A 21,565-nucleotide genomic window follows, 5' to 3' on the forward strand; every position below is an offset into this window, starting at 1 on the left:
ACAACTGAAAGTCAAGTGGGATTCAAAGCGAGGTAGACGCAGCCCTTACTCACTGCTCTAGCCATTCCATAAACTCTTGTAGGAGTGCTATATGAAGTAAGTTTTTAACTCTAGCTTTGTTCAACAATTCAATCTTAGTACTTTTATTTACATTGCCATCCTCATCAGCTTTCATGCTCCATCATTGCCTAGACAATCTTTTGCTATCCTGCAAAAACCTCTACTTATGGCTTTAATACTTTTGCCCGGGTTTTTTCATCCCCCTCAAGAGAGAACTTTTGACTCTTCTCTTATTTTAAATTTTTTTAAATTTAAGGTATTTTAGCTTAAATTTATCATAAAACTTAATTCGATAATGGTTGTAAATTTTTTGGCATAAAGGACAACAATTTTTATTAAAAACTGCCGAAAAGGCTATATGTAAAGACTTTTTGAAAATTCTAATATTTAGATTTTACCCTTCCATACCACTCTAGTAAGTTAATATTTTAGCTGAGATACTGGTAGGATAAATTTTATGAATCGAGCAGTGTCATAAAATTTTCTCTAGCATAAAAATAAAGTTGCTAATACAGTCAAAAACTAAATGAGCCAAATAGAAACAGTTCCTGGGGAACTTTGGCAGACCATCCATCCTGAAGATCGCGATCGCTATTACCAGCAACGGCAGCAAGCGATCGCTTGCCAGCAGGCTTACACTGTCTCCTACAGAGTTTTGGCAGCAGATGGAAACTATTATTGGTGGCAAGAACAAGTTATCCCAGAAGCGAGTGACGTACCGGATCGGCAAGTCACTTGTATCGATCGAACCGAAGTAAACTCGACCGAACCGGAATCGGCAAAGACACCAATAAAAACAGCACAACTAGAAGCCGTACAACAGAGATTTCAAGATTTAGTCAACGGGCTGGAAGACACAATCGTTTGGGAATACGATGCAGCAACGGCGCGATTTACCTTCGTCAGTCAAAGTGCAGCAGAAATTTTAGGCTATCCTGTGGAGCAGTGGTTAGAGCAGCCGAACTTTTGGCAGAATCTCGTTCACCCTGAAGATCGGGCAAATGTAGTACATTTTTACCACCAGGAAAAGCGAGAGCGCGATTGTAGTTTGGAATACCGATGCATAGCCGCAGATGGACGTGTGGTGTGGTTGCGCGATCGCCTGCACTTTGCCCGCGATCGCGAGGAAAAATCTAAACTGCGGGGATTGATGTTGGATATCACCGCAGCCAAGCAAACAGAAGCAGAATTACGGGAAAGCGAAGCTCGATTTCGCACGATGGCAGACGGCGCACCCGTGATGATCTGGATGGCTGGGACTGATAGTTTGTGGGAGTTTGCCAATCAGTCTTGGTTAAATTTTACCGGACGCAGCTTAAAACAGGAATTGGGAGAAGGTTGGACGGAAGCAGTACACCCGCAAGATGTCTCTCGTTGCGTGAAAACTTATTTATCAGCTTTTCACAGTCGGCAAGAGTTCGCGCAAGAATTTCGCCTGCGACGGGCGGATGGTAAGTACCGTTGGATCTTTGAAAAAGGCAGTCCTCGGTTTACCCCCGACGGAAGTTTTGCCGGATATATTGGCTGCTGTTTGGATATTAGCGATCGCAAAGTTTCGGAAGACGCACTCAAAACGCGGGCAGAGGAATTAACTTATCTCACAACCGTACTAGCGCAAACTAACGCGACGTTAGAAAAGCGCAATCAAGAATTAGATCAGTTTGCTTATGTTGCTTCTCACGATCTCAAAGCACCATTGAGAGCGATCGCCAATTTATCAGGATGGATTGAAGAAGATCTATCAGACAAACTGACAGCAGACACGCGCCACCAAATGAACTTACTACGGGGGCGCGTCCATCGCATGGAAGCCTTAATTAACGGATTACTGCAATATTCCCGCGTCGGACGAATGGACACGCCAAAATTTGAAGTTTCTGTAGGAGATTTGTTAGCAGAGGTCGTTGACTCCCTCTCTCCACCTGAAACGTTCTCAATTGAGATTGCACCCATGCCGACAATCGTGACTGAAAAATTACCTTTACAACAAGTCTTTACTAATTTAATTAGCAACGCCATTAAATACCACCCCAGGCAGGATGGCAGAGTCAGTATTTCCGTGCAAGAGTATGCCTCAAATTATGAATTTGTCGTAGCCGATGATGGGGACGGAATTGCGCCCGAGTACCACGACAAGGTATTTGGTATTTTCCAGACCCTGTCGCCCCGTGACACAATCGAAAGCACGGGAATCGGCTTAGCGATCGTCAAAAAAATTGTCGAACAACAAGGAGGTACTATTCGGCTAAAATCACAGCCAGGACAAGGAGCAGCTTTTTATTTTACTTGGAAGAAGTGAGCAGTTATCAGTGACTAGTGGCTGGTGGCTAGTGACTAGAGAAAAGTCCAGCCACTAGCCACCAGCCACTAACTACTCAATACTCCCTGCTCCCTCAAAAATACTACAAACGATTGAGGTGTATATGCTCCAATTTTAGTCAAGATGGAATATATAAAACTTCATAATGAAAGACAAAATGATTCATATTCTACTTGTCGAGGATGACGAAGTGGATGTCATGAACGTAAAAAGAGCGTTTAAGAAAAATAACATTACCAATTCACTCTACACAGCTAGTGATGGGATAGAAGCATTGTCAATCTTGCGAGGAAGTGAAGGCGAACCATCGCCAATCCCGCAAGAGCGGCGATTGATTTTATTAGATTTAAACATGCCCAGAATGAATGGAATTGAATTTTTACGAGAATTGCGAGGTGATGACAATCTCAAGCAGATCCCTGTCGTTATGTTGACGACATCTAACGAAGACAGAGATAAAGTTGAGGCTTACAACCTGAATGTTGCTGGATATATTCTCAAACCAGTCACGTTTGATAACTTTGTCCAAGTCATGGCAACGCTGAATAATTATTGGACCTTAAGTGAAATGCCTTAAATGAGTGGTGCGTGGTGCGTGGTGCGTGGTGCGTGAAAACTACCACTCCCGGCTCCAGACTCTCGATTCCTGATTTTTATGGAAGAACCAGTCAAAATTCTAGTTGTAGATGATGATGAAGTCGATCGCATGGCAGTGAGGCGAACGCTAGTTACTGCTGGGGTGAAGATGGATTTGTCAGAAGCAAATGGCTGTGCTGAAGCGATCGCCCAGTTGCAACAGCAGCAGTTTGACTGCGTATTTTTAGATTATCGCTTGCCTGATGGCGATGGCTTGAGTTTAGTACAACAAATTCGCTCTTTGGGCTTTACCGTTCCTTTGGTGGTATTGACAGGGCAAGGAGATGAGCAAATCGCCGTCCAGCTAATGAAAGCGGGGGCATATGACTATTTGTCGAAATCTAAACTGTCGGTAGAGGGACTAAGCCAGACTCTCCGCAATGCTATTCGCTTGCATAAAGCAGAATTGGCAGCTCAAGAGGCAAGCAATCTTTTAAGAGAAAGCGAGGAACGCTATCGATTAGTACTAGAAGCTGCTAATGATGGGGTGTGGGATTGGTACTGTACCACCGATGAAGTTTATTGTAACGATCGGTTATTAGAAATTATTGGGGTCGAGCGGGCAGAATTTACTCACACCCCCACAGCACTATTAGATTTAATTCATCCAGAAGATTTACCCGAGATCAAAACTGTAGTTAGAAATCACCTGCTACACGGAGAAAAATGCGAAGCTGAGTTTCGGATTCTGCATTCCTCTGGGGAATATCGTCATTGCGTGGCTAGGGGAAAAGCTCAAAGAGATGCTCGCGGCTATCCGTACCGAATGTCGGGAATTGTGAGCGACATCACGGAGAGTAGAAGGCTGGATGCTGCGCTTAAAGCTAGCGAATCTCGGTTCCAGCGCTTGGCGGAAACAAATATCGTAGGTGTGATATTAACAAAGTTGAGTGGAGAAATTCTTGAGGCAAATCAAGCTTTTCTACAAATGGTGGGTTACACTGAGCAGGACTTAAAAGCGGGAAAGTTGCACTGGCAAAAAATGACCCCACCAGAATATGCCGAGCAGAATCGACTTGTCATCGAACAACTGCGCACGGCTGGTAGTTTTAATTATTATGAAAAAGAGTATATCCGTAAAGACGGAACGCGAGTGCCAATACTATTAGGTGCGGCAGTTGTAGAGCAGTCACCCGACACGGCAATTTGTTTTACTGTCGATTTGAGCGATCGCAAGCGTTCGGAAGCCGAAATTATTAGCCTCAACCGAGATTTGGCGCGACGAGTCAATGAGTTGGAAACGCTGCTCGACGTGATTCCCCTGGGAATTGCGATCGCCCAAGATCCGAAATGCCAGTATATTCGCGTCAACTCAGCAATGGCAAAGCTAATGGGGCTATCATCAACTGCTAACGCTTCTAAAAGCGCGCCATTAGAAGAACGACCGACATACAAAGTCTTCCGTCAAAGTCAAGAAATTCCTGCTTCCGAGTTACCCATGCAACAAGCAGCAAGCAGCGGTAAACCAGTGCTGGATGTGGAGTTAGACTTAGTAACCAAAGAAGGTACGCCCCCAGTCAAATTACTTGGCAACGCCGCACCTTTGTTTGACGAGCAAGGTCAATGCCGAGGCAGTATCGGAGCGTTTGTTGATATTACAGAGCGCAAACGGATTGAAGATCAAGAACGATTCCTAGTTGAAGCTAGCAACATTCTGGCTGCTTCTCTGGACTATCAAACTATTTTGAATAACCTAGCTCAATCGATCGTACCGCAGCTAGCAGATTGGTGTAGCATTCACATTCTCGAAGCAGACGGCTCGATCCGGCAAGTGAGCGTGGCTCATTCCGCATTATCTCAGGTACGGTGGCTAGAAGCCTTAGCTTGTCACTATCCTGTTAGTTCAAATAGTACGTTGGGCGTATCCCAGGTGATCCATACTGGGGAGTCAGTTTTATACCCAGAGATCGACGATCGCTTACTCCAAAATCTCGCCCGCGATCGCGACCATTTGCAGAGTTTACGTCAAATTCAGATGAAATCGGCGCTGTGCGTCCCAATTCAAGCGCGCGGTAGGACGCTTGGAGCAATTAGTTTTGTGGCAGCTGAGTCACAGCGAGTCTATACTAATGCCGACTTAATATTTGCCGAGGATCTCGGTCGTCGAGCTGGGTTAGCAGTAGATAACGGGCGGCTTTACCAAGAGGCGAATGAAATTGGCGAAAATCTGCGTCAGGCGATCGTAATTTTAGGCGAACAGCAGCAACAACTGCGCGTCTTGCAGCGGATTGGCAACCTGCTCAACCAACGCTTAACCGACGTATCCGAGCTACTACACGTTATCGTCGGAGCTGTCTGTGATGGAATCCCCGATGCAGATTTTGCCGCGATCGCCACTTACAATTCTGCGACTGACGAATTAGAAACTTCTGCCACAGCAGGTATTGGCAAGGAAAGATTGCTCTTAACCGAAATTCTCGATCCCGACTTGGGAGTCTTGAGGCAGGTATTTGAGACTGGGAAAGCGCGGTTGATTAGAGGGCGAAGGGCGCAGGGCGCAGGGAGTAGGGAAGAGGGACAAGGGAGACAAGGGGGACAAGGAGGACAAGGGGGAAGAGGAGAATTTAATTCCGAATTCCGAATTCCGAATTCCGAATTCTCTTTGGCTCCTAGTTCCTTGTATGCAGTGCCGATCGCTTCGGTGAATGGAGAGCGTTTGGGTGTATTGGTGGTGGGAAATTGGCAAAATCTTGATGCTTTCGATCCTGAAGACCAAAATTTAATGGCAGCGGTAGGAGAACAAGCGGCGATCGCGATCGGAAATGCCCGTTTAATCCAGGCTTTAGAGGAACGGGAAGAACGCCTAGCTGCTCAAAATTTGACTTTAGCCCAGCAAAATCGAGAATTAGAGTTAACTCGACAACGGATCGAGCAGCAAAATCTCCAGTTGATCGAAGCAGCACGGCTGAAATCTCAGTTTCTCGCCACCATGTCTCACGAACTACGCACGCCCTTGAATGCCGTGATTGGTTTTGCGCAAGTTTTGTTACGTCAGCGTTCTGCGGCTTTGTCTGCAACTCAATCTGGCATGATCGATCGCATTTTGAGTAATGGCAAACATCTCCTTGCTTTAATTAACGATATTCTCGATCTATCTAAAATTGAATCAGGTCGGCTAGAACTGCAATTAGAATTAATTAGCTTAGATCGTCTGGTCTCATCAACTATTGACGAACTTAGACCTCTAGCGGAGCAGAAGCAGTTACCTATACATGTCGATTTGCAAACAGAAAATGTGACAATTGTTAATGATAGTAACCGCCTGCGTCAAGTATTAGTCAACTTACTTTCTAATGCAATTAAATTTACTGAATCTGGTTGTATAGAAATCAAAACTTGCGAACTTTCAAATACGCAATTTATGCTGAGTGTCAAGGATACTGGTATAGGCATTGCTACATCGGAACTAGATCATATTTTTGAAGAATTTCGTCAAGTCGATCAAACGATAACCCGTAAACATGGTGGAACTGGCTTAGGTTTAGCAATTACCAAATCGCTAGTCCACATGATGCAAGGCAAAATTTCAGTTGAAAGTCAATTAGGTAAAGGTTCGACATTTAACGTTGAGTTACCGAAGACAGTGACTGGTGAGTAGGAAGCAGGGGACAAAATTCAAAATTCAAAATTCAAAATTGATTCACGCACCACGCACCACTTATTCCAGACTCCCGACTCCCGACTCTCTAAAGAATGAAGCTATTAGTTCAATATTCTGTTAGCGTGAACTTAGTTCGATCGCTCCCTTGTCCCCCTTGTCCCCCTTGTCCCCCTTGTCCCCACTCCCTTCGGTCGTGGGGAAGAGCGAGTTCCCCCTTGTCCCCCTTGTCCCCCTTGTCCCCCTTGTCCCCCTTGTCCCCCTTGTCCCCCTTGTCCCTCTTCCCTGCTCCCTAATTAATCAATGCCTGGACACGACATAATTGTAATCGGTGCTTCTGCTGGTGGGGTAGAAGCGCTGTCTCAACTGCTGAGCCTTTTATCGGCGGATATACCAGCGGCAATTTTTGTCGTGCTGCACATTCCTTCTGAAGGTTATAGCATTCTCCCGAAAATTCTCAATCGGGCGATCGCTAAGCGTCAGCAACAATCTTCACTCAAGGCATTACATCCTGAAGATGGCGAGCCGATCGAATATGGCAAAATTTATGTCGCACCACCCGATCGCCACTTGCTCATCAAACGCGGCTCGATTACTGTAGCTCGCGGTCCCAAAGAAAACGGTCATCGCCCTGCGGTAGACCCACTGTTTCGCTCGGCAGCACGGGCATACGGACAACGGGTTGTGGGTGTGGTCTTGTCGGGGACGCTAGATGACGGCACAGCAGGACTAATGGCGGTGAAGCAACGAGACGGCGTGGCGATCGTCCAAGACCCTGAAGAGGCAATGTATTCGGGAATGCCCCGCAGTGCAATTGAAAATGTAGAAGTCGATCGCATTTTACCTGTGGTAAATATAGCAGCCTCGATCGCAGAGCTAGCTCGCCAACCTGTAGCAACAGAAACAACAGGTGTATCTGATGATATGGAGATGGAGGCTGACATGGCAGAACTAGAGTTAAATGCGATGCAGAACCCCGATCGCCCTGGCAGACCCTCCCCATATGGTTGTCCAGATTGCGGTGGCGTGCTGTGGGAACTGGATGAAGGCAAGCTCGTCCGATTCCGCTGTCGCACGGGTCACGCTTACTCTACAGATAGTTTGCTTGCCGCTCAGTCAGAGTCATTGGAAGAGGCACTGTGGAACGCACTGCGGGCATTAGAAGAAAAAGCTGCCCTGACAGAGCGATTGGGAAACCGCGCCCGCGATCGCCAGCAAACTTATTCTTCTAGACGGTTTGAAGAACAAGCGCGAATCGCACATCAACAGGCGACTTTAGTGCGTCAACTGATCTTGAGAAACGGAAGTAATGGCAGCGACACATCAACAGCGAATGGACAGGTGGTAGGATCGCAGAGTATTACAGCCTCGGGAGGTACTCCTGAAGCAGAAATGAAACATCCTGCCGTGGAAGACTCCTCCTCGCTGCCTCAGAAAGTTGTAGCAATCTGTGCCTCTGCTGGAGGATTGAATGCTCTGAGCCAAGTTCTATCGGCATTACCAACAGAATTTCCAGCTGCTATTACTGTAGTTCAGCACGTCAGCCCTCACTACCCTAGCATGATGGCAGATATTCTCAGCCGTCGCACAAAAATGCCCGTCGTACAAGTTCGACCGGGAGATTATTTGCGTACGGGAAAAGTTTACATTGCGCCGCCAGACCATCACCTACTGGTCAATGCAGATGGTAGCTTGTCGTTGACTCATTCAGAACTCGTACATTTTGTCCGTCCTTCAGCAGATTTACTCTTTGAATCGGTAGCCGCTAGTTTTAAACAGCAGGCGATCGCAGTTGTCTTGACGGGTACGGGTAGCGATGGTGCAATGGGAGTCAGGGCAATTGCAGAAATGGGCGGAACTGTAATTGTTCAAGACTACAAAAGTGCTGAATTTGGGGGAATGCCAGAAGCAGCCATTAATACTGGCGTTGTCGATCTGGTTTTACCTTTAAACGAGATTGCCCCTACCTTAGTAAAACTAGTTGCAGTTGAGGTGAAGGGATGAGGGATGAGGAATGACGGATGAGGCTAATGCTGAGTTTGAAGCATTAATTAACTACATTAAACGCAATCGCGGATTTGATTTTACAGGTTACAAGCGTTCTAGTTTGATGCGGCGAGTGCGCAAACGAATGCAGGCACTCGACCTTGAGAACTTCAGCGATTACATGGATCGCCTAGAGGTAGCGCCAGAGGAATTCGTCCTTTTGTTCAACACAATTTTGATCAATGTCACGTCCTTTTTTCGCGATCGCGCTACCTGGGACTACGTGACGACAGAAATTGTGCCTCGAATTACTGCCCGCAAGGAACCTACAGAACCAATTCGGATTTGGAGTGCTGGCTGTGCTTCGGGACAAGAGGCTTACACTTTAGCAATGGTGATGGCTGAAGCAGTGGGAGTCGAGCAGTTGCGTCAGCGCGTCAAAATTTATGCGACAGATGTGGATGAAGAAGCGCTCAACCAAGCCCGCCACGCTACTTTCAACGAACGAGAGGTGAGTTCCGTTCCGCCGGAAATGTTAGAACTTTATTTTGAGAATTCCAATGGTGTTTATACTTTTCGTAAAGACCTCCGCCGTTCGGTGATTTTCGGTCGTCATGACTTGTTACAAGATGCACCTATTTCCCGCATTGACTTGTTGTTATGCCGCAACACGTTGATGTATTTCAATGCTGAAGCTCAATCGAGAATTATTGCCCGCTTTCACTTTGCTTTAAATGATGCTGGCTTCTTATTTTTAGGTAAAGCGGAAATGTTGCTCAGTCATGGTGATTCTTTCACGCCAGTCGATTTGAAGCGCCGAATTTTTATTAAAGTTCCTAAAGGAAATACGCGCGATCGCTTGTTGCTTATGGGTAACAATCACGTCGATGACGAAGCCAATTATTTAGCTAGCCACGTCCGCATTCGGGACACGGCATTTGACCTCAATCCCACCGCACAGATAGCGATCGATGTCAATGGACTACTCACATTAGCTAACGAACGCGCCCGCAACTTATTTAACATTCACCCTAGAGATTTGGGTCGTCCCCTGCAAGACCTGGAAATTTCTTATCGCCCTCTAGAACTGCGCTCTCGGATCGAGCAAGCCTATGCCGAACGGCGTGCTGTCAACCAAACAGAGGTAGAGTGGATTTCTGCCTCTGGAGAGACTTTGTATTTTGACGTACAAATATCGCTCCTGCAAGATATTAACGGGAGAATGCTGGGATGCAGCATTGTTTTTATCGATGTCAGTCGCTCTCGGCGGTTGCAAGAGGAACTAGAACATTCCAATCAAGAATTGGAAATGGCTTATGAAGAATTACAGTCAACCAATGAAGAATTAGAGACAACCAACGAAGAATTGCAATCTTCTAATGAAGAACTGGAGACAACGAACGAGGAACTGCAATCGACTAATGAAGAATTGGAAACCATGAATGAAGAACTGCAATCTTCCAACGAAGAATTGCAGACAATTAATGAAGAACTGCGATTGCGCAGCGAGGAACTGAATCAAGTCAACGCCTTTCTAGAGTCGATCCTCACCAGTCTTCGCGGTGGAGTGGTAGTCGTGAATCGCGAACTGCAAGTCCAAGTTTGGAATAATAAAGCTGAAGATCTATGGGGCTTGCGCAGTAACGAAGTTGAAGGACAACATTTTTTAAACTTGGATATCGGTCTACCAGTCGGGCAGATGCGACAGCAAATTCGCTCTTGCCTAGCGGGAGAATCTCGCTCTATTGAAGTGTTTCTAGATGCAATCAATCGGCGCGGTAAGGCGATCCAATGTAAAGTCACTCTCACCCCTTTAATGGATTATCGGCAAGGAATTCACGGGGTCATCATGTTGATGGAAGAACAAGGGTCAGTGACCAGTGACTCCTCGATAACTGATAACTGACAACTGATAACTGTTTATAGCGATTCTCGTTATGATGCGATACATTCGTAGGGGCGCACAGCTGTGCGCCCCTACAGATCTTGTATTTCATCGAATTGAAAAAGGCTATAAATAAAGCTTTTGACTGAGTTATTCTCTTCCTTTCAGTAGGTTTGAGAGAATCACTTTATTAGCTATTTTTTTAGTGAATAGCAGTATAAAAGTGAAAAGAAAATAATGTTGGCTAGCGTACATACATTCCTTTACTTATATTAATGTTATTGCTGAAATATTGCATTTGCCTCAAAACCTTCGCGTTAAAAATAATACCTGATTTCACCAATTCAAGCCAGTCGATTAGCTAAAATTACCAAAAAACAGCAATTTTGACAGAATTTTTTAAAAACCATGTGTATATTGTTGCCCGCTGTTTTATTTCACACCACCGTTAATCTCAAGTCAAATCACTACCTTGTTTCTACCCTTAGAGGAATAGGTTTAGCTCAAAGGTCGATCGCCATACAATATATGGTCAACCCGCTGCTGCAATCTCGATTGGTGGAGGTGTAAAATGGACGCGAGGCTATTTAATCAAAAAATAGAAACCACATATAAACAGGCAGCCCAACTATACAAGCGCACTAAAGTAGCATCGCCAGAGCAACGGGCAGAATTGCTAGAACAATCGCTAGAAGAACTACGGATAACTCTAGAGGAATTGCATGTAGCAGAAGAAGAAATATTAGCCCAAAATCAAGAATTGGCGATCGCTCAGAATCAAATTGAGATCGAGCGCCAGCGTTATCTAGACTTATTCGAGTTTGCTCCCGATGGCTACATTGTGACAGATGCAACGGGAAAAATTCGCGAAGCTAACCGCGCTGCTGCAAAGCTACTCAACGTACCACAGCAATTCTTAGTCGGTAAACCTCTGATTAGCTACGTTCCCTACGACCAACGACAAGTTTTTCGCACTCAGTTGCAAAAAATGTCTCAAATGCAACAGATGCAAGAATGGGAACTGACAATTTGTCCGCGCCATGCTGTAGCTTTTGATGCTGCCGTGACGGTATCAAGCATGTACAATGCAAGTGGTATTCCTATGGGATGGCGGTGGCTGATCCGAGATATCACTGCCCGCAAACAGGCGGAAGCAACGATTCGCACCATTCAACTGCAAAACTTGCAATTACAAGAAGCCGCAAAGCTGAGAGCACATTTTTTGGCAATTATGTCTCACGAGCTACGCAGTCCCTTAAATGCGATCGTGGGGTTTTCTCAGTTATTACTGCGTCAGACTCAAAGTGCCTTGCCTCACAACCAAGAAAATATGGTGTCGCGTATCCTTAGTAGTGGAAGGCATTTGTTAGTTTTAATTGAGGATATTCTCGACTTTTCTAAAGTTGAGGCTGGCAAGCTGACTCTAAAATTAGAGCCTTTAAATGTCGTCGATTTAGTTATAGCAACAACAGAAGAAATGCACTGTTTAGCCGAGCAGAAGCATTTGGAGTTACAGAGATCGTTTGCTATTCAATCCTCCATAATTACTAATGACAGCGTTCGCCTGCGGCAAATCTTACTCAATTTGCTATCGAATGCCATCAAGTTTACTGAAGTGGGTAAGGTTGAAGTTAGGGTGTGGGAATTAGGTTCAGACCGAATTGCGATCGCGGTAGAAGATACGGGAATTGGTATTGCTCCAGAAGACTTGCAATCGATTTTTCAACCATTCCGCCAAGGGAACCAAACTCTAACCCGCCAGCATGGAGGTACGGGACTGGGATTAGCAATTACAGATTCCCTAGTCAAGATGATGGGAGGAAAAATTTCGGTTGAAAGTCAACTAGGTGAAGGCACGACATTTTACGTCGAGTTACCCCGTCAGGTTGGACAGCAATAGACATCGGGTAAAATGCACAGTCCTTGGGAGATCCCCCAACCCCCTTCAAAAGGGGGCTATTGGTTCCCCCCTTGTTAAGGGGGGCTAGGGGGGATCGAGATCTTCAACTTCAAACACAAGGGGGCTATGATTTCCCCCCTTCAAAAGGGGAGCTAGGGGGGATCGAGATCTTCAACTTCAAACGCAGAACTCCCACCGACTCTTGTACGGGCGGGTTTTTAAACCCGCCCCTACGACTCCCGACTCCCTTAATTAACAGAACTCAACTCTTTACCCACAACAGCCTCCGGCGTATCAACTTCAGAAGGTGGTACGACTTGCCAGAATTTAGGCAAATATTCCGACCAATTCGCTAGAATAGCTTGCGCTTTTGCAGAGTTTGTGCGTTCGGCGTGCGTTTGAATCAGCTGGCGTAACTGTCGTTCTCCCGCAGGCGAGCTGACTTTTTGCAGCTTGACAATTTCGTGGTTGACTAACTCCGAGAAATTCCCCTCTTCGTCAAGGAAGTAAGCTAATCCACCCGTCATCCCCGCACCGACGTTTCTGCCAACTTTGCCCAAGACGACAATCGTACCACCAGTCATGTACTCGCAACAGTGATCGCCCGCACCCTCAATGACTGCAACGCCTTTGGAGTTACGGACTGCAAAACGCTCGCCTGCGATTCCGTTAGCAAAAAGTACTCCACCCGTCGCCCCATACAAGCAAGTGTTACCGACGATAACGTTATCAGCCGCTGCATAGTTAGCTTCTGGAGGAGGCGTGATGACAATTTCGCCACCATGCATCCCTTTACCTACGTAGTCGTTGGCTTCCCCGACGAGTTTCAAAGTCATTCCCGATAAGTTGAATGCACCGAAACTTTGTCCGATCGCACCCGTAAAGTTAAGGTCGAGTTGTCCTTCAAAACCATCATCGCCATAAAGGGAAGCGATCGCCCCTGCAATTCTCGCGCCTACGGTACGGTCGGTGTTGACGACATTATAGGTTTTGCTAACGGCAGATTGATTTTGAATTGCGGCTTGGATTTCTGGATCGGCAAGAATTTCATCATCCAATACGTGTCCGTTGCTGTGGACGTTTTCATGCGACAACCAAGCGCGATCGCTTTTCGTATCGGGTAACTTGGTAATGCAGTCGAGGTTGAGAGTTTTTGTCTTCGTCAAGCGCACTTCTTCCCTAACTTTCAGCAAGTCAGCGCGACCGACAATTTCATCGATAGAACGATATCCCAACCGTGCCAATAAGCTACGTGTTTCTTCCGCGATAAATAAGAAGAAGTTGACAACGTGTTCTGGAATCCCTGGGAAACGCTGGCGCAAGTCTTCCCGTTGGGAAGCAACACCCACAGGACAATTGTTGGTATGGCAGATTCTCGCCATAATACAACCTTCGGCAATCATGGCGATCGAACCGAAGCCGAATTCTTCTGCTCCCATTAACGCACCCATTAACACGTCCCAACCGCTCTTAATTCCGCCATCAACGCGCAGAATTACGCGATCGCGCAGACTGTTTTGCATTAGCGATCGATGCACCTCCGTCAGTCCCAATTCCCACGGCGTACCCGCGTGTTTGATCGAACTTAAGGGTGACGCACCCGTACCACCATCGTGACCGGATATTTGAATGATATCGGCGTTAGCTTTAGCTACCCCCGCCGCGATCGTCCCAATGCCAATTTCTGCGACCAATTTCACCGAAACTTGAGCTTTGGGATTAATTTGGTGCAAGTCAAAAATTAGCTGCGCCAAATCTTCAATCGAATAAATATCGTGGTGGGGTGGCGGCGAAATTAAAGTGACTCCTGGTTTAGAACGGCGCAGCATGGCAATGTAGGGGCTGACTTTTTTGCCTGGAAGTTGTCCGCCTTCCCCTGGTTTTGCCCCTTGAGCGATTTTAATTTCGATCTGCTTGGCGTTCATCAGATATTCTGGTGTCACGCCAAATCGACCGGAAGCAACCTGTTTGATCGCGCTGGATGCTGTGTCACCATTTTTCAAACCCTTGAGATGCGGTAGCAGCGAGGAACGCCCTTCGCTCACATCTTCTAGAACCTTGAACCGAACTGGATCTTCTCCGCCTTCACCAGAGTTAGATTTACCACCAATCCGGTTCATGGCGATCGCTAATACTTCGTGCGCTTCCCGCGATAATGCACCTAGAGACATGCCACCCGTACAGAAGCGCTTGACAATAGCGCTAGCTGGTTCGACTTCCTCAATCGAGATGGGACTGCGATCGGATTGGAAGTCGAGTAAGTCCCGCAAAGCAGTTAACGGACGGTTTTGCAAGTGTTTTTTGTAAATATTGTAATGATCCTGATTCTCTGGACTAGCAACGGCTTTGTGCAATGCTTTTGCCAGTTCGGGGCTATTCATGTGATATTCGCCCCCTGGACGGTACTGGACGAAACCGAAGTTTTCCAGCTTCTTCACCGTCACTTCTGGGAAGGCGCGAGTATGGAAGGATAGCACTTCGCTTGCCAATTCCTCAACGCTCAAACCGCCCAAACGTGATGTCGTGCCGTAAAATCCAATCGCGAGTAGATCGTGTCCGATGCCGATCGCCTCAAAGATTTGCGCTCCTTGGTAGCTCGATAGCAGCGAGATCCCCATCTTGGAAAGAATCTTCAAAATACCTGCTTCCACCGCTTTCTGGTAGTTAGCCAGAGCTTGCTGTAACGCCAAGCTCGTCATCTTACCCCGTTCCATCATCTGCTGGGTCTTCGGGTCGCCATGCCAACTTTCCACTGCGGCTAAGGTGAGATAAGGACATACAGCAGATGCACCGTAGCCAATCAGACAGGCAAAGTGATGGGTACTCCAACATTGTGCCGTATCGACGACTAGCGAAGCTTTCATCCTCATTCCAGCTCCGATCAGGTGGTGGTGTACTGCTCCTACGGCTAGCAGGGGCGGAATATAGCTAGTTTCGGCGCTAATTGGATTGGGCGTGCGATCGCTGAGGATTAAAATTTGCTTGCCAGTTTTGACGGCTGCAACTGCATCAGCTTGTAGCTTTTCTACAGCTTTTGCCAGTCCTGCGGGACCCGTAGTAATGTCGTATTGCGTCGAAAGCGTGGCGCACTCAAAACCTGATTGGGTAATTGCCTCTAAATCTGCTTGCTGTAATACGGGAGAATTTAACAGCAAGCGTCGGGCATCTTCCGCTTGCGGGTCGAGCAAGTTACCACGAGCGCCCAATTCTACTTTTAATGACATGACTAAGCTTTCCCGCAACGGATCGATCGCGGGGTTAGTCACTTGGGCAAACCGCTGTTTGAAATAGTTGTAAAGCAGGTGCGGCTTGCCTGAAAGGATGGCTAAGGGAATATCATCACCCATACAAAATGTCGGTTCTTTCCCTTCCGCCGCCATCGGCTGAATTGTCATTTCTACGTCTTCGCTGCTAAAACCGAAGGCGATTTGGTGACGCAGGAGAGTTTGTCTGTCGTTGTAGGGGTGAGGAGTGAGGAGTGAGGAGTGAGGGGAAGAACCGTTACCGTTGTCCTGGTTTGCGGTTTCTGTAGGGGCGCACAGCTGTGCGCCCTTACCTAGTTCCACGCGATATTGTTTCAGCCACTCGCCGTAGGGATGTGCTTTGGCAACGCGCTGTTTGACTTCCCAGTTTTTGAGGATGCTACCTTTGTTTAAGTCTAGAGCAATGGTTTGTCCTGGTCCGAGTCTACCTTTTTCCAGAATTTCGCTTTCTTTGAGATCTACCACTCCAGCTTCGGAAGCAACCACCAGCATTCCATCTTTAGTCACGACATATCGCGCCGGACGCAAGCCGTTGCGGTCTAGCGTAGCTCCTATAGTTTTGCCATCGCTGAATACGAGTAAGGCGGGACCATCCCAAGCTTCTTGGATACCGCTGAAGTATTCGTAAAAGTCTACAATTTCAGGATATTGTGCTAGTTCTGGTTGATTTTGGTAAGCTTCGGGAACCATCAACATCAAGGCTTCCGAGGGGCTGCGACCGGAACGCACCAGCAATTCAAATACGTTGTCTAAGGTAGCAGAATCGCTATTATCAAGCTGTACGATTGGATTCAAGGCATCCAAATTCCCTTGCCATACAGGGTGGTTCAAGTCAGCTTGTCTCGCCCGCATCCAGTTGATATTACCCAGTAGCGTATTAATTTCGCCGTTATGTCCCAACAAGCGCATCGGTTGGGCGAGGGGCCATTTGGGTAAGGTATTGGTGCTGAAGCGGCGATGATAGACGCAGAAAGCACTTTGATAAGCAGGGTTCGTTAAGTCTTGGTAAAATTCGCCCAAGACCTCGGCGCGTACCATACCTTTATAGACGATGGTACGGCAGGAGAAGGAACAGATATAACAGTGTTCCGACCATTGAAGTTGAGTTTGTTGCGCGATCGCCTTACCGATGCGACGGCGGGTAATATAGAGTTGTCGTTCCAGTTCTTCGCCTGTTAGCTCGGAACTGACAATTATTTGCTCGATTTGCGGTTGGTTTTCCCGTGCTTGAATACCTAAAATTTCTGGTTTTACGGGGACGACTCGCCAACCCAAGACTGTTAGTCCAGCAGCAGTAGCAACTTGTTCGATGACTTCTCTAACAGTTTGGGCTTGTTGTGGTTCTTGGGGTAAAAATACCATTCCAATTCCCGTGTTTTCCTGCGGTGGAATGGCAATATTTTGCTCTTTCATCCAAGCATGAAACAGTTCCCACGGGATAGCGCTTAAAATTCCCGAACCATCACCGGAGTCGTTATCGGCGCTGCATCCACCTCGGTGTTCCAAGCATCCCAGTGCTTTGAGTGCTGCACTTACGATACCGTGGCTGGGAATATTTTGCTGCTGGGCAATCAGTCCAACTCCACACGCATCTCTTTCTTCTACTAGCCATCTAGGTTCCACGTAGGAATTCACTGATTCAATAGTATTTGTATTATGTAGATCTCGATTCATACGCTTGCCATCCATAGACTAGTCCTAAAATGATGTTTTTATTGGTAATGGGTAATGGGTAATTGGTAGTTGGTAGTTGCTTCCTCAGTTTTCTTCTCCCCGACTCCCGTACGGGCGGGTTTGGAAACCCGCCCCTACTACGACTGCTGCATTTTCTCTCGTGCTGTTGCTAATGCTTTTCGTACTTGCTCGAATCCCGTACCTCCGTAACTATTACGGGCAGCAACGACTTGATGAGGAGCGATCGCCTGGTATATATCAGTATCAAATGCTGGATGTAATTCTTGCCATTCTGCTAAAGTTAAATCCTTTAAAAGTTTGCCTGTGGCGATACAGGTTTTGACGACCTTACCTACCAAGTTATAAGCTTCTCGAAATGGTACGCCTTTTGTAGCTAAATAATCGGCGACATCTGTAGCATTAGAAAAGTCTTCTGCTACTGCTTGAGCGAGGCGCGGAGTCCGAAACTCCAATCCTTCAGCAAACAAAATTGTCATTGCTTCCAGACTTGCTCTAACGGTACGAACGGCATCAAATAACGCTTCTTTATCTTCTTGTAAATCCTTATTGTAAGCTAAAGGTAAACCTTTCATCAGTACCAATAATGCCTGTAAATGTCCGCAAACTCTCCCAGTTTTACCCCGTACTAATTCCGGCACGTCAGGGTTTTTCTTTTGCGGCATGATACTAGAACCAGTCGCGCAGCTATCTTTGAGTTTGACAAAACTAAATTCTTCTGATGCCCACAAAATTACTTCTTCAGATAGTCGCGACAAATGCACCATAATGATGCTTGCTGCTGCTAAGAATTCTATGGCAAAATCGCGATCGCTTACACCATCTAAGCTGTTAGCATAAACTCCATCAAATTCTAATAATTTCGCCGTGTAATGGCGATCGATAGGGAAGGTAGTTCCAGCTAACGCACCGCTACCTAAAGGAGAAATATTCACTCGCTTATAGACATCACCAAGTCTTTCTTTATCCCGTTGTAGCATCTCGAAATATGCTAGCAAATGGTGAGCTAAACTTAGAGGCTGAGCGCGTTGTAAGTGAGTATAGCCAGGAATCAGCGTTTCTATATTCTGTTCTGCTAAATCGAGCAAAACCGTTTGCATTTGCTCAATTTGAGCTTGAATTTCTTGAATTCGGTGACGCAGGTAAAGGCGAATGTCCGTACCGACTTGATCGTTGCGCGATCGCGCTGTATGCAGTTTTTTCCCCGCATCGCCTACAATTTCTGTCAAGCGTCGTTCTACCGCAAAATGCACGTCCTCTGCTTCAATTCCAGGCGTAAACTGTCCGTTACGATATTCTTGGCGAATTTGTTCTAAACCCGATACCAGTTGTTGCGCTTCCTCTTGGGTAATAATACCTGTATGCGCCAGCATTTGAGCATGAGCGATCGAACCTGTCAGGTCGTATTCAATCAATTCGATGTCAAAGCCAATGCTAGCGTTAAAACGGGCGATCGCGGGATGCAAAGCCGTTTCAAATCGCTGACTCCAAGTTTGGTTGGTTGCTGCTGATTTCGGGAGGTGCGTATTCAACTTTCCTTGACCCTGTGTTACCTAAGTGTGAAGATGTATTGCAATCGTTACAGAATTACTTCCGACTCTAAAAAAAAGCTGTGAATATTTTGTGAATGAACCCTAACATTGCCAGTTTTGGATTTTAGATTTTGGGTTTTAGAAGGATTATTAGTTAATAGTTTTGTCGTTTCAGCTAACGCATAATTAAAACTGAAAAACTGTATTTAAAAATACAGTTTTTCCAAACAAGACAGAAAAACTGAAAATTTAGTTTGCAGTTCTTCATAAATATATTTTGCAGCTAATACCTGAAACTGTGTGCTTTGTCACAGGCAAGTCACTCTCTAGAGGTGTTCCATGTTTGGGGCAAAAATCAAAAGTTATATAACCCGACTGGATTGATGCGTTGAATTTCTCTATTCATCCTTTTGACTCCGAATAACAGATGGAATACATATGGTTCGTAGGAGCGCACAGAGAAAGCGCCCCTACCATCTGAATTGCGATCGCCAGCAATTTTATTTGGCAAAATCTTTTAAAATCACGTAAATCATGCAATACGAAATCCGTACTTGCCTTCACTTTCTAAAGATATTTCGTTATAAACTAGAGTTTAAAAGACAAAGCCAACTTTGTAAAGACTTTTCTTTACTTTCTGCCTCCTGCCCTTATCCCCATGAAAACCGAGTCACAAAATCAAAACATTCGTACAAGACGAGCGATTGTTAAGCTACTAAAACAAGAGGGGGCAATGGATGCGGCGGCGCTTGCCTCTCATTTTGGCATCTCAGCAATGGCAGTGCGTCAACATTTATATGCATTACAAAAAGAGCAACTAGTTACCTATCAGGAAGAACAACGGGCGATGGGTCGTCCGGCAAAATTGTGGCAACTCACACCCGCAGCAGACCGCTTTTTCCCGCACGGATATGCCGAGTTAACGTTGAGTTTAATCAATTCAGTCACAGAAGCTTTTGGATCGGAGGGATTAGAACGGTTGCTAGAAATTAGAACTCGCCAACAAATTGAGGCATATCGAGAGCAGATTCATACCACTAGCAGTATTCAGCAGCGGCTAGAAACCCTAGCGAACCTACGCACCGACGAGGGGTACATGGCAGACGTTGAATCTCTCTCAGACGGCTCATTTCTCTTAATTGAAAATCACTGTCCGATCTGCGCCGCCGCCACAGCTTGCACGGGACTGTGCAGCCAAGAACTAGAAGTCTTTCAATCGACTCTAGGTGAAGACGTGGCGATCGCCCGTACCGAACATTTAATTGCAGGCGGACGGCGTTGTGTATATCGAATCAAACAAATGTAGAGACATGACATGTAACGTCTCTACATGTAACGTCTCTACATTTTGAGCGCAAAAATCTTCTCTACCACGTCAGCCACAACTTTATCGGGTGTGGAAGCACCAGAGGTAATACCTACGGTAATTTTGCCACTGGGCAACCAATTTTCTGTAGCGACAATCTCGCCACTAAGTAAGCGATGCTCGATCTGATTTGCTGTACCGATTCGGTTGGCACTGTCGATGTGATACGAGGGAATTTGATGCTCGATCGCGATTTCTTGTAAATGAGTCGTGTTAGAAGAGTTGAAACCACCAATGACGACCATCAGGTCTAACTTTTCTTCAACTAACTGAAACATCGCGTCTTGCCGTTCTTGAGTAGCATCGCAGATGGTGTTAAAGCTGATAAAGTGTTGGTTGAGTGTATCGGGACCGTACTTTCGCATCATCGTGCGCTCGAATAGTTTACCGATTTGCTCAGTTTCGCTTTTGAGCATGGTGGTTTGGTTGGCAATCCCAACTTTTTCGAGATCTGTATCGGGATTGAATCCTGCCGAACAAGCACGGCTGAATTTTGCCATAAATTCGTCGCGATTACCACCATTCAAGATGTAATTGCACACGTATTCGGCTTGTGCCATGTTTAGCACGACTAAATACTTATTTGCAAAAGAACTGGTGGCAATTGTTTCTTCGTGATTGTACTTGCCGTGAATAATCGAGGTATACTCGCTTTTCTTGTGCTTTTCGACAGTATTCCAGACTTTAGCAACCCAAGGGCAAGTCGTATCGACAATCTTGCAATTTTTCTCTTGAAGCAGCTGCATTTCCTGCACGCTAGCCCCAAAAGCAGGTAGGATCGCCACATCTCCCGATTCTACAACTGAAAAGTCTTTGACTCCGGCAATAACTGGAATGAACCCAACCTGCATTTCCTGCAATCGCTGGTTAACAGAGGGATTGTGGATGATTTCGTTGGTAATCCAGATCCGCTGCGTGGGGAAATGTTGGCGCGTCTCGTATGCCATTGCTACAGCTCGTTCTACCCCCCAGCAAAAACCAAATGCCTCTGCTAAGCGGATCGTTACGTCACCTTGTTGCAGAGTATAGCCATTATCTCGGATTTGCTGCACCAGATTGCTTTGATATTCCGACTGCAACATCCCAGAAACTTCAGCTTCATGACCGAACCCTTTACGATGGTAGTTTTCCGAGTGTTGGAGCGATCGTTTAAAAGCTTTCGTATCCATGCAGTGTTTCCCCATAAGCGTCTCTATTCTCGATCGTAAGCTGTTTAGCTACCTTTCTCAAAGCGCGATCGCTCTAATGTACCAATCGGACTGCTACATCAACTCATCGTAATTGCCGCGTTGTTTATCATCTAATCGATCGCATCCGTGTAGAAGAG

Annotated in this window: 11 protein-coding genes; 7 read left to right on the forward strand and 4 right to left on the reverse strand. The window is 46.2% G+C overall.

Translation table 11 applies throughout. The annotated features are described in order from the left end of the window. The first annotated feature begins 586 nt into the window (after positions 1-586). The 6 genes from CHRO_RS16925 to CHRO_RS16950 all read left to right on the forward strand — a co-directional run bounded on the left by CHRO_RS16925 (position 587) and on the right by CHRO_RS16950 (position 12,385). Positions 587-2,359, forward strand: coding sequence for a PAS domain-containing sensor histidine kinase (locus CHRO_RS16925; protein ID WP_015155456.1), 1,773 nt, complete (start codon positions 587-589; stop codon positions 2,357-2,359). A gap of 166 nt (positions 2,360-2,525) precedes the next feature. After that, positions 2,526-2,957 (forward strand): response regulator, encoded by a 432-nt coding sequence (locus tag CHRO_RS16930; RefSeq protein ID WP_015155457.1) that lies wholly within the window; start codon positions 2,526-2,528, stop codon positions 2,955-2,957. Positions 2,958-3,035: 78 nt separating this feature from the next. Beyond that, a complete protein-coding gene (locus CHRO_RS16935; RefSeq protein ID WP_015155458.1) occupies positions 3,036-6,614 on the forward strand; it encodes a PAS domain S-box protein in 3,579 nt (1,192 codons plus the stop codon). A 303-nt stretch (positions 6,615-6,917) separates the two neighbouring features. After that, positions 6,918-8,618: a chemotaxis protein CheB gene (locus CHRO_RS16940; RefSeq protein WP_015155459.1), complete on the forward strand. Its 1,701-nt coding sequence runs from the start codon at positions 6,918-6,920 to the stop codon at positions 8,616-8,618. Between the two features lie 10 nt (positions 8,619-8,628). Next, positions 8,629-10,506: a CheR family methyltransferase gene (locus CHRO_RS16945; protein ID WP_015155460.1), complete on the forward strand. Its 1,878-nt coding sequence runs from the start codon at positions 8,629-8,631 to the stop codon at positions 10,504-10,506. A 550-nt stretch (positions 10,507-11,056) separates the two neighbouring features. Further along, positions 11,057-12,385, forward strand: coding sequence for a PAS domain-containing sensor histidine kinase (locus CHRO_RS16950; protein ID WP_015155461.1), 1,329 nt, complete (start codon positions 11,057-11,059; stop codon positions 12,383-12,385). 248 nt (positions 12,386-12,633) lie between these two features. Here the strand turns inward: CHRO_RS16950 and gltB are convergent, their stop codons facing one another. The 3 genes from gltB to CHRO_RS32405 form a co-directional block, all read right to left on the reverse strand. Next, positions 12,634-17,337 (reverse strand): glutamate synthase large subunit, encoded by a 4,704-nt coding sequence (gene gltB, locus CHRO_RS16955; protein WP_015155462.1) that lies wholly within the window; start codon positions 17,335-17,337, stop codon positions 12,634-12,636. Between the two features lie 122 nt (positions 17,338-17,459). Next, positions 17,460-18,872 carry an argininosuccinate lyase gene (gene argH, locus CHRO_RS16960; protein ID WP_015155463.1) on the reverse strand — a complete coding sequence of 471 codons (1,413 nt, stop codon included), beginning with the start codon at positions 18,870-18,872 and terminating at the stop codon, positions 17,460-17,462. Positions 18,873-19,227: 355 nt separating this feature from the next. After that, complete coding sequence (locus CHRO_RS32405) at positions 19,228-19,383, reverse strand: hypothetical protein (protein ID WP_181245534.1); 156 nt, start codon at positions 19,381-19,383, stop codon at positions 19,228-19,230. 147 nt (positions 19,384-19,530) lie between these two features. On the opposite strand from CHRO_RS32405, the gene CHRO_RS16965 reads away from it, so the two are divergent. Further along, positions 19,531-20,178: a helix-turn-helix transcriptional regulator gene (locus CHRO_RS16965; RefSeq protein WP_015155464.1), complete on the forward strand. Its 648-nt coding sequence runs from the start codon at positions 19,531-19,533 to the stop codon at positions 20,176-20,178. Positions 20,179-20,213: 35 nt separating this feature from the next. On the opposite strand, the gene CHRO_RS16970 is transcribed toward CHRO_RS16965, so the two are convergent. Further along, complete coding sequence (locus tag CHRO_RS16970; protein WP_041462512.1) at positions 20,214-21,407, reverse strand: 4-hydroxy-3-methylbut-2-enyl diphosphate reductase; 1,194 nt, start codon at positions 21,405-21,407, stop codon at positions 20,214-20,216. Positions 21,408-21,565: the final 158 nt, after the last annotated feature.

Origin of the sequence: Chroococcidiopsis thermalis PCC 7203, assembly GCF_000317125.1 — a bacterium.
Lineage (GTDB): Bacteria > Cyanobacteriota > Cyanobacteriia > Cyanobacteriales > Chroococcidiopsidaceae > Chroococcidiopsis > Chroococcidiopsis thermalis.

Coding starts and splice junctions, on each gene's coding strand:
- CHRO_RS16925 (WP_015155456.1), top strand. CDS start 587: ATGAGCCAAATAGAAACAGTTCCTGGGGAACTTTGGCAGACCATCCAT.
- CHRO_RS16930 (WP_015155457.1), top strand. CDS start 2,526: ATGAAAGACAAAATGATTCATATTCTACTTGTCGAGGATGACGAAGTG.
- gltB (WP_015155462.1), bottom strand. CDS start 17,337: ATGGATGGCAAGCGTATGAATCGAGATCTACATAATACAAATACTATT.
- CHRO_RS16945 (WP_015155460.1), top strand. CDS start 8,629: ATGACGGATGAGGCTAATGCTGAGTTTGAAGCATTAATTAACTACATT.
- CHRO_RS16940 (WP_015155459.1), top strand. CDS start 6,918: ATGCCTGGACACGACATAATTGTAATCGGTGCTTCTGCTGGTGGGGTA.
- CHRO_RS16950 (WP_015155461.1), top strand. CDS start 11,057: ATGGACGCGAGGCTATTTAATCAAAAAATAGAAACCACATATAAACAG.
- CHRO_RS16965 (WP_015155464.1), top strand. CDS start 19,531: ATGAAAACCGAGTCACAAAATCAAAACATTCGTACAAGACGAGCGATT.
- CHRO_RS16970 (WP_041462512.1), bottom strand. CDS start 21,407: ATGGATACGAAAGCTTTTAAACGATCGCTCCAACACTCGGAAAACTAC.
- CHRO_RS16935 (WP_015155458.1), top strand. CDS start 3,036: ATGGAAGAACCAGTCAAAATTCTAGTTGTAGATGATGATGAAGTCGAT.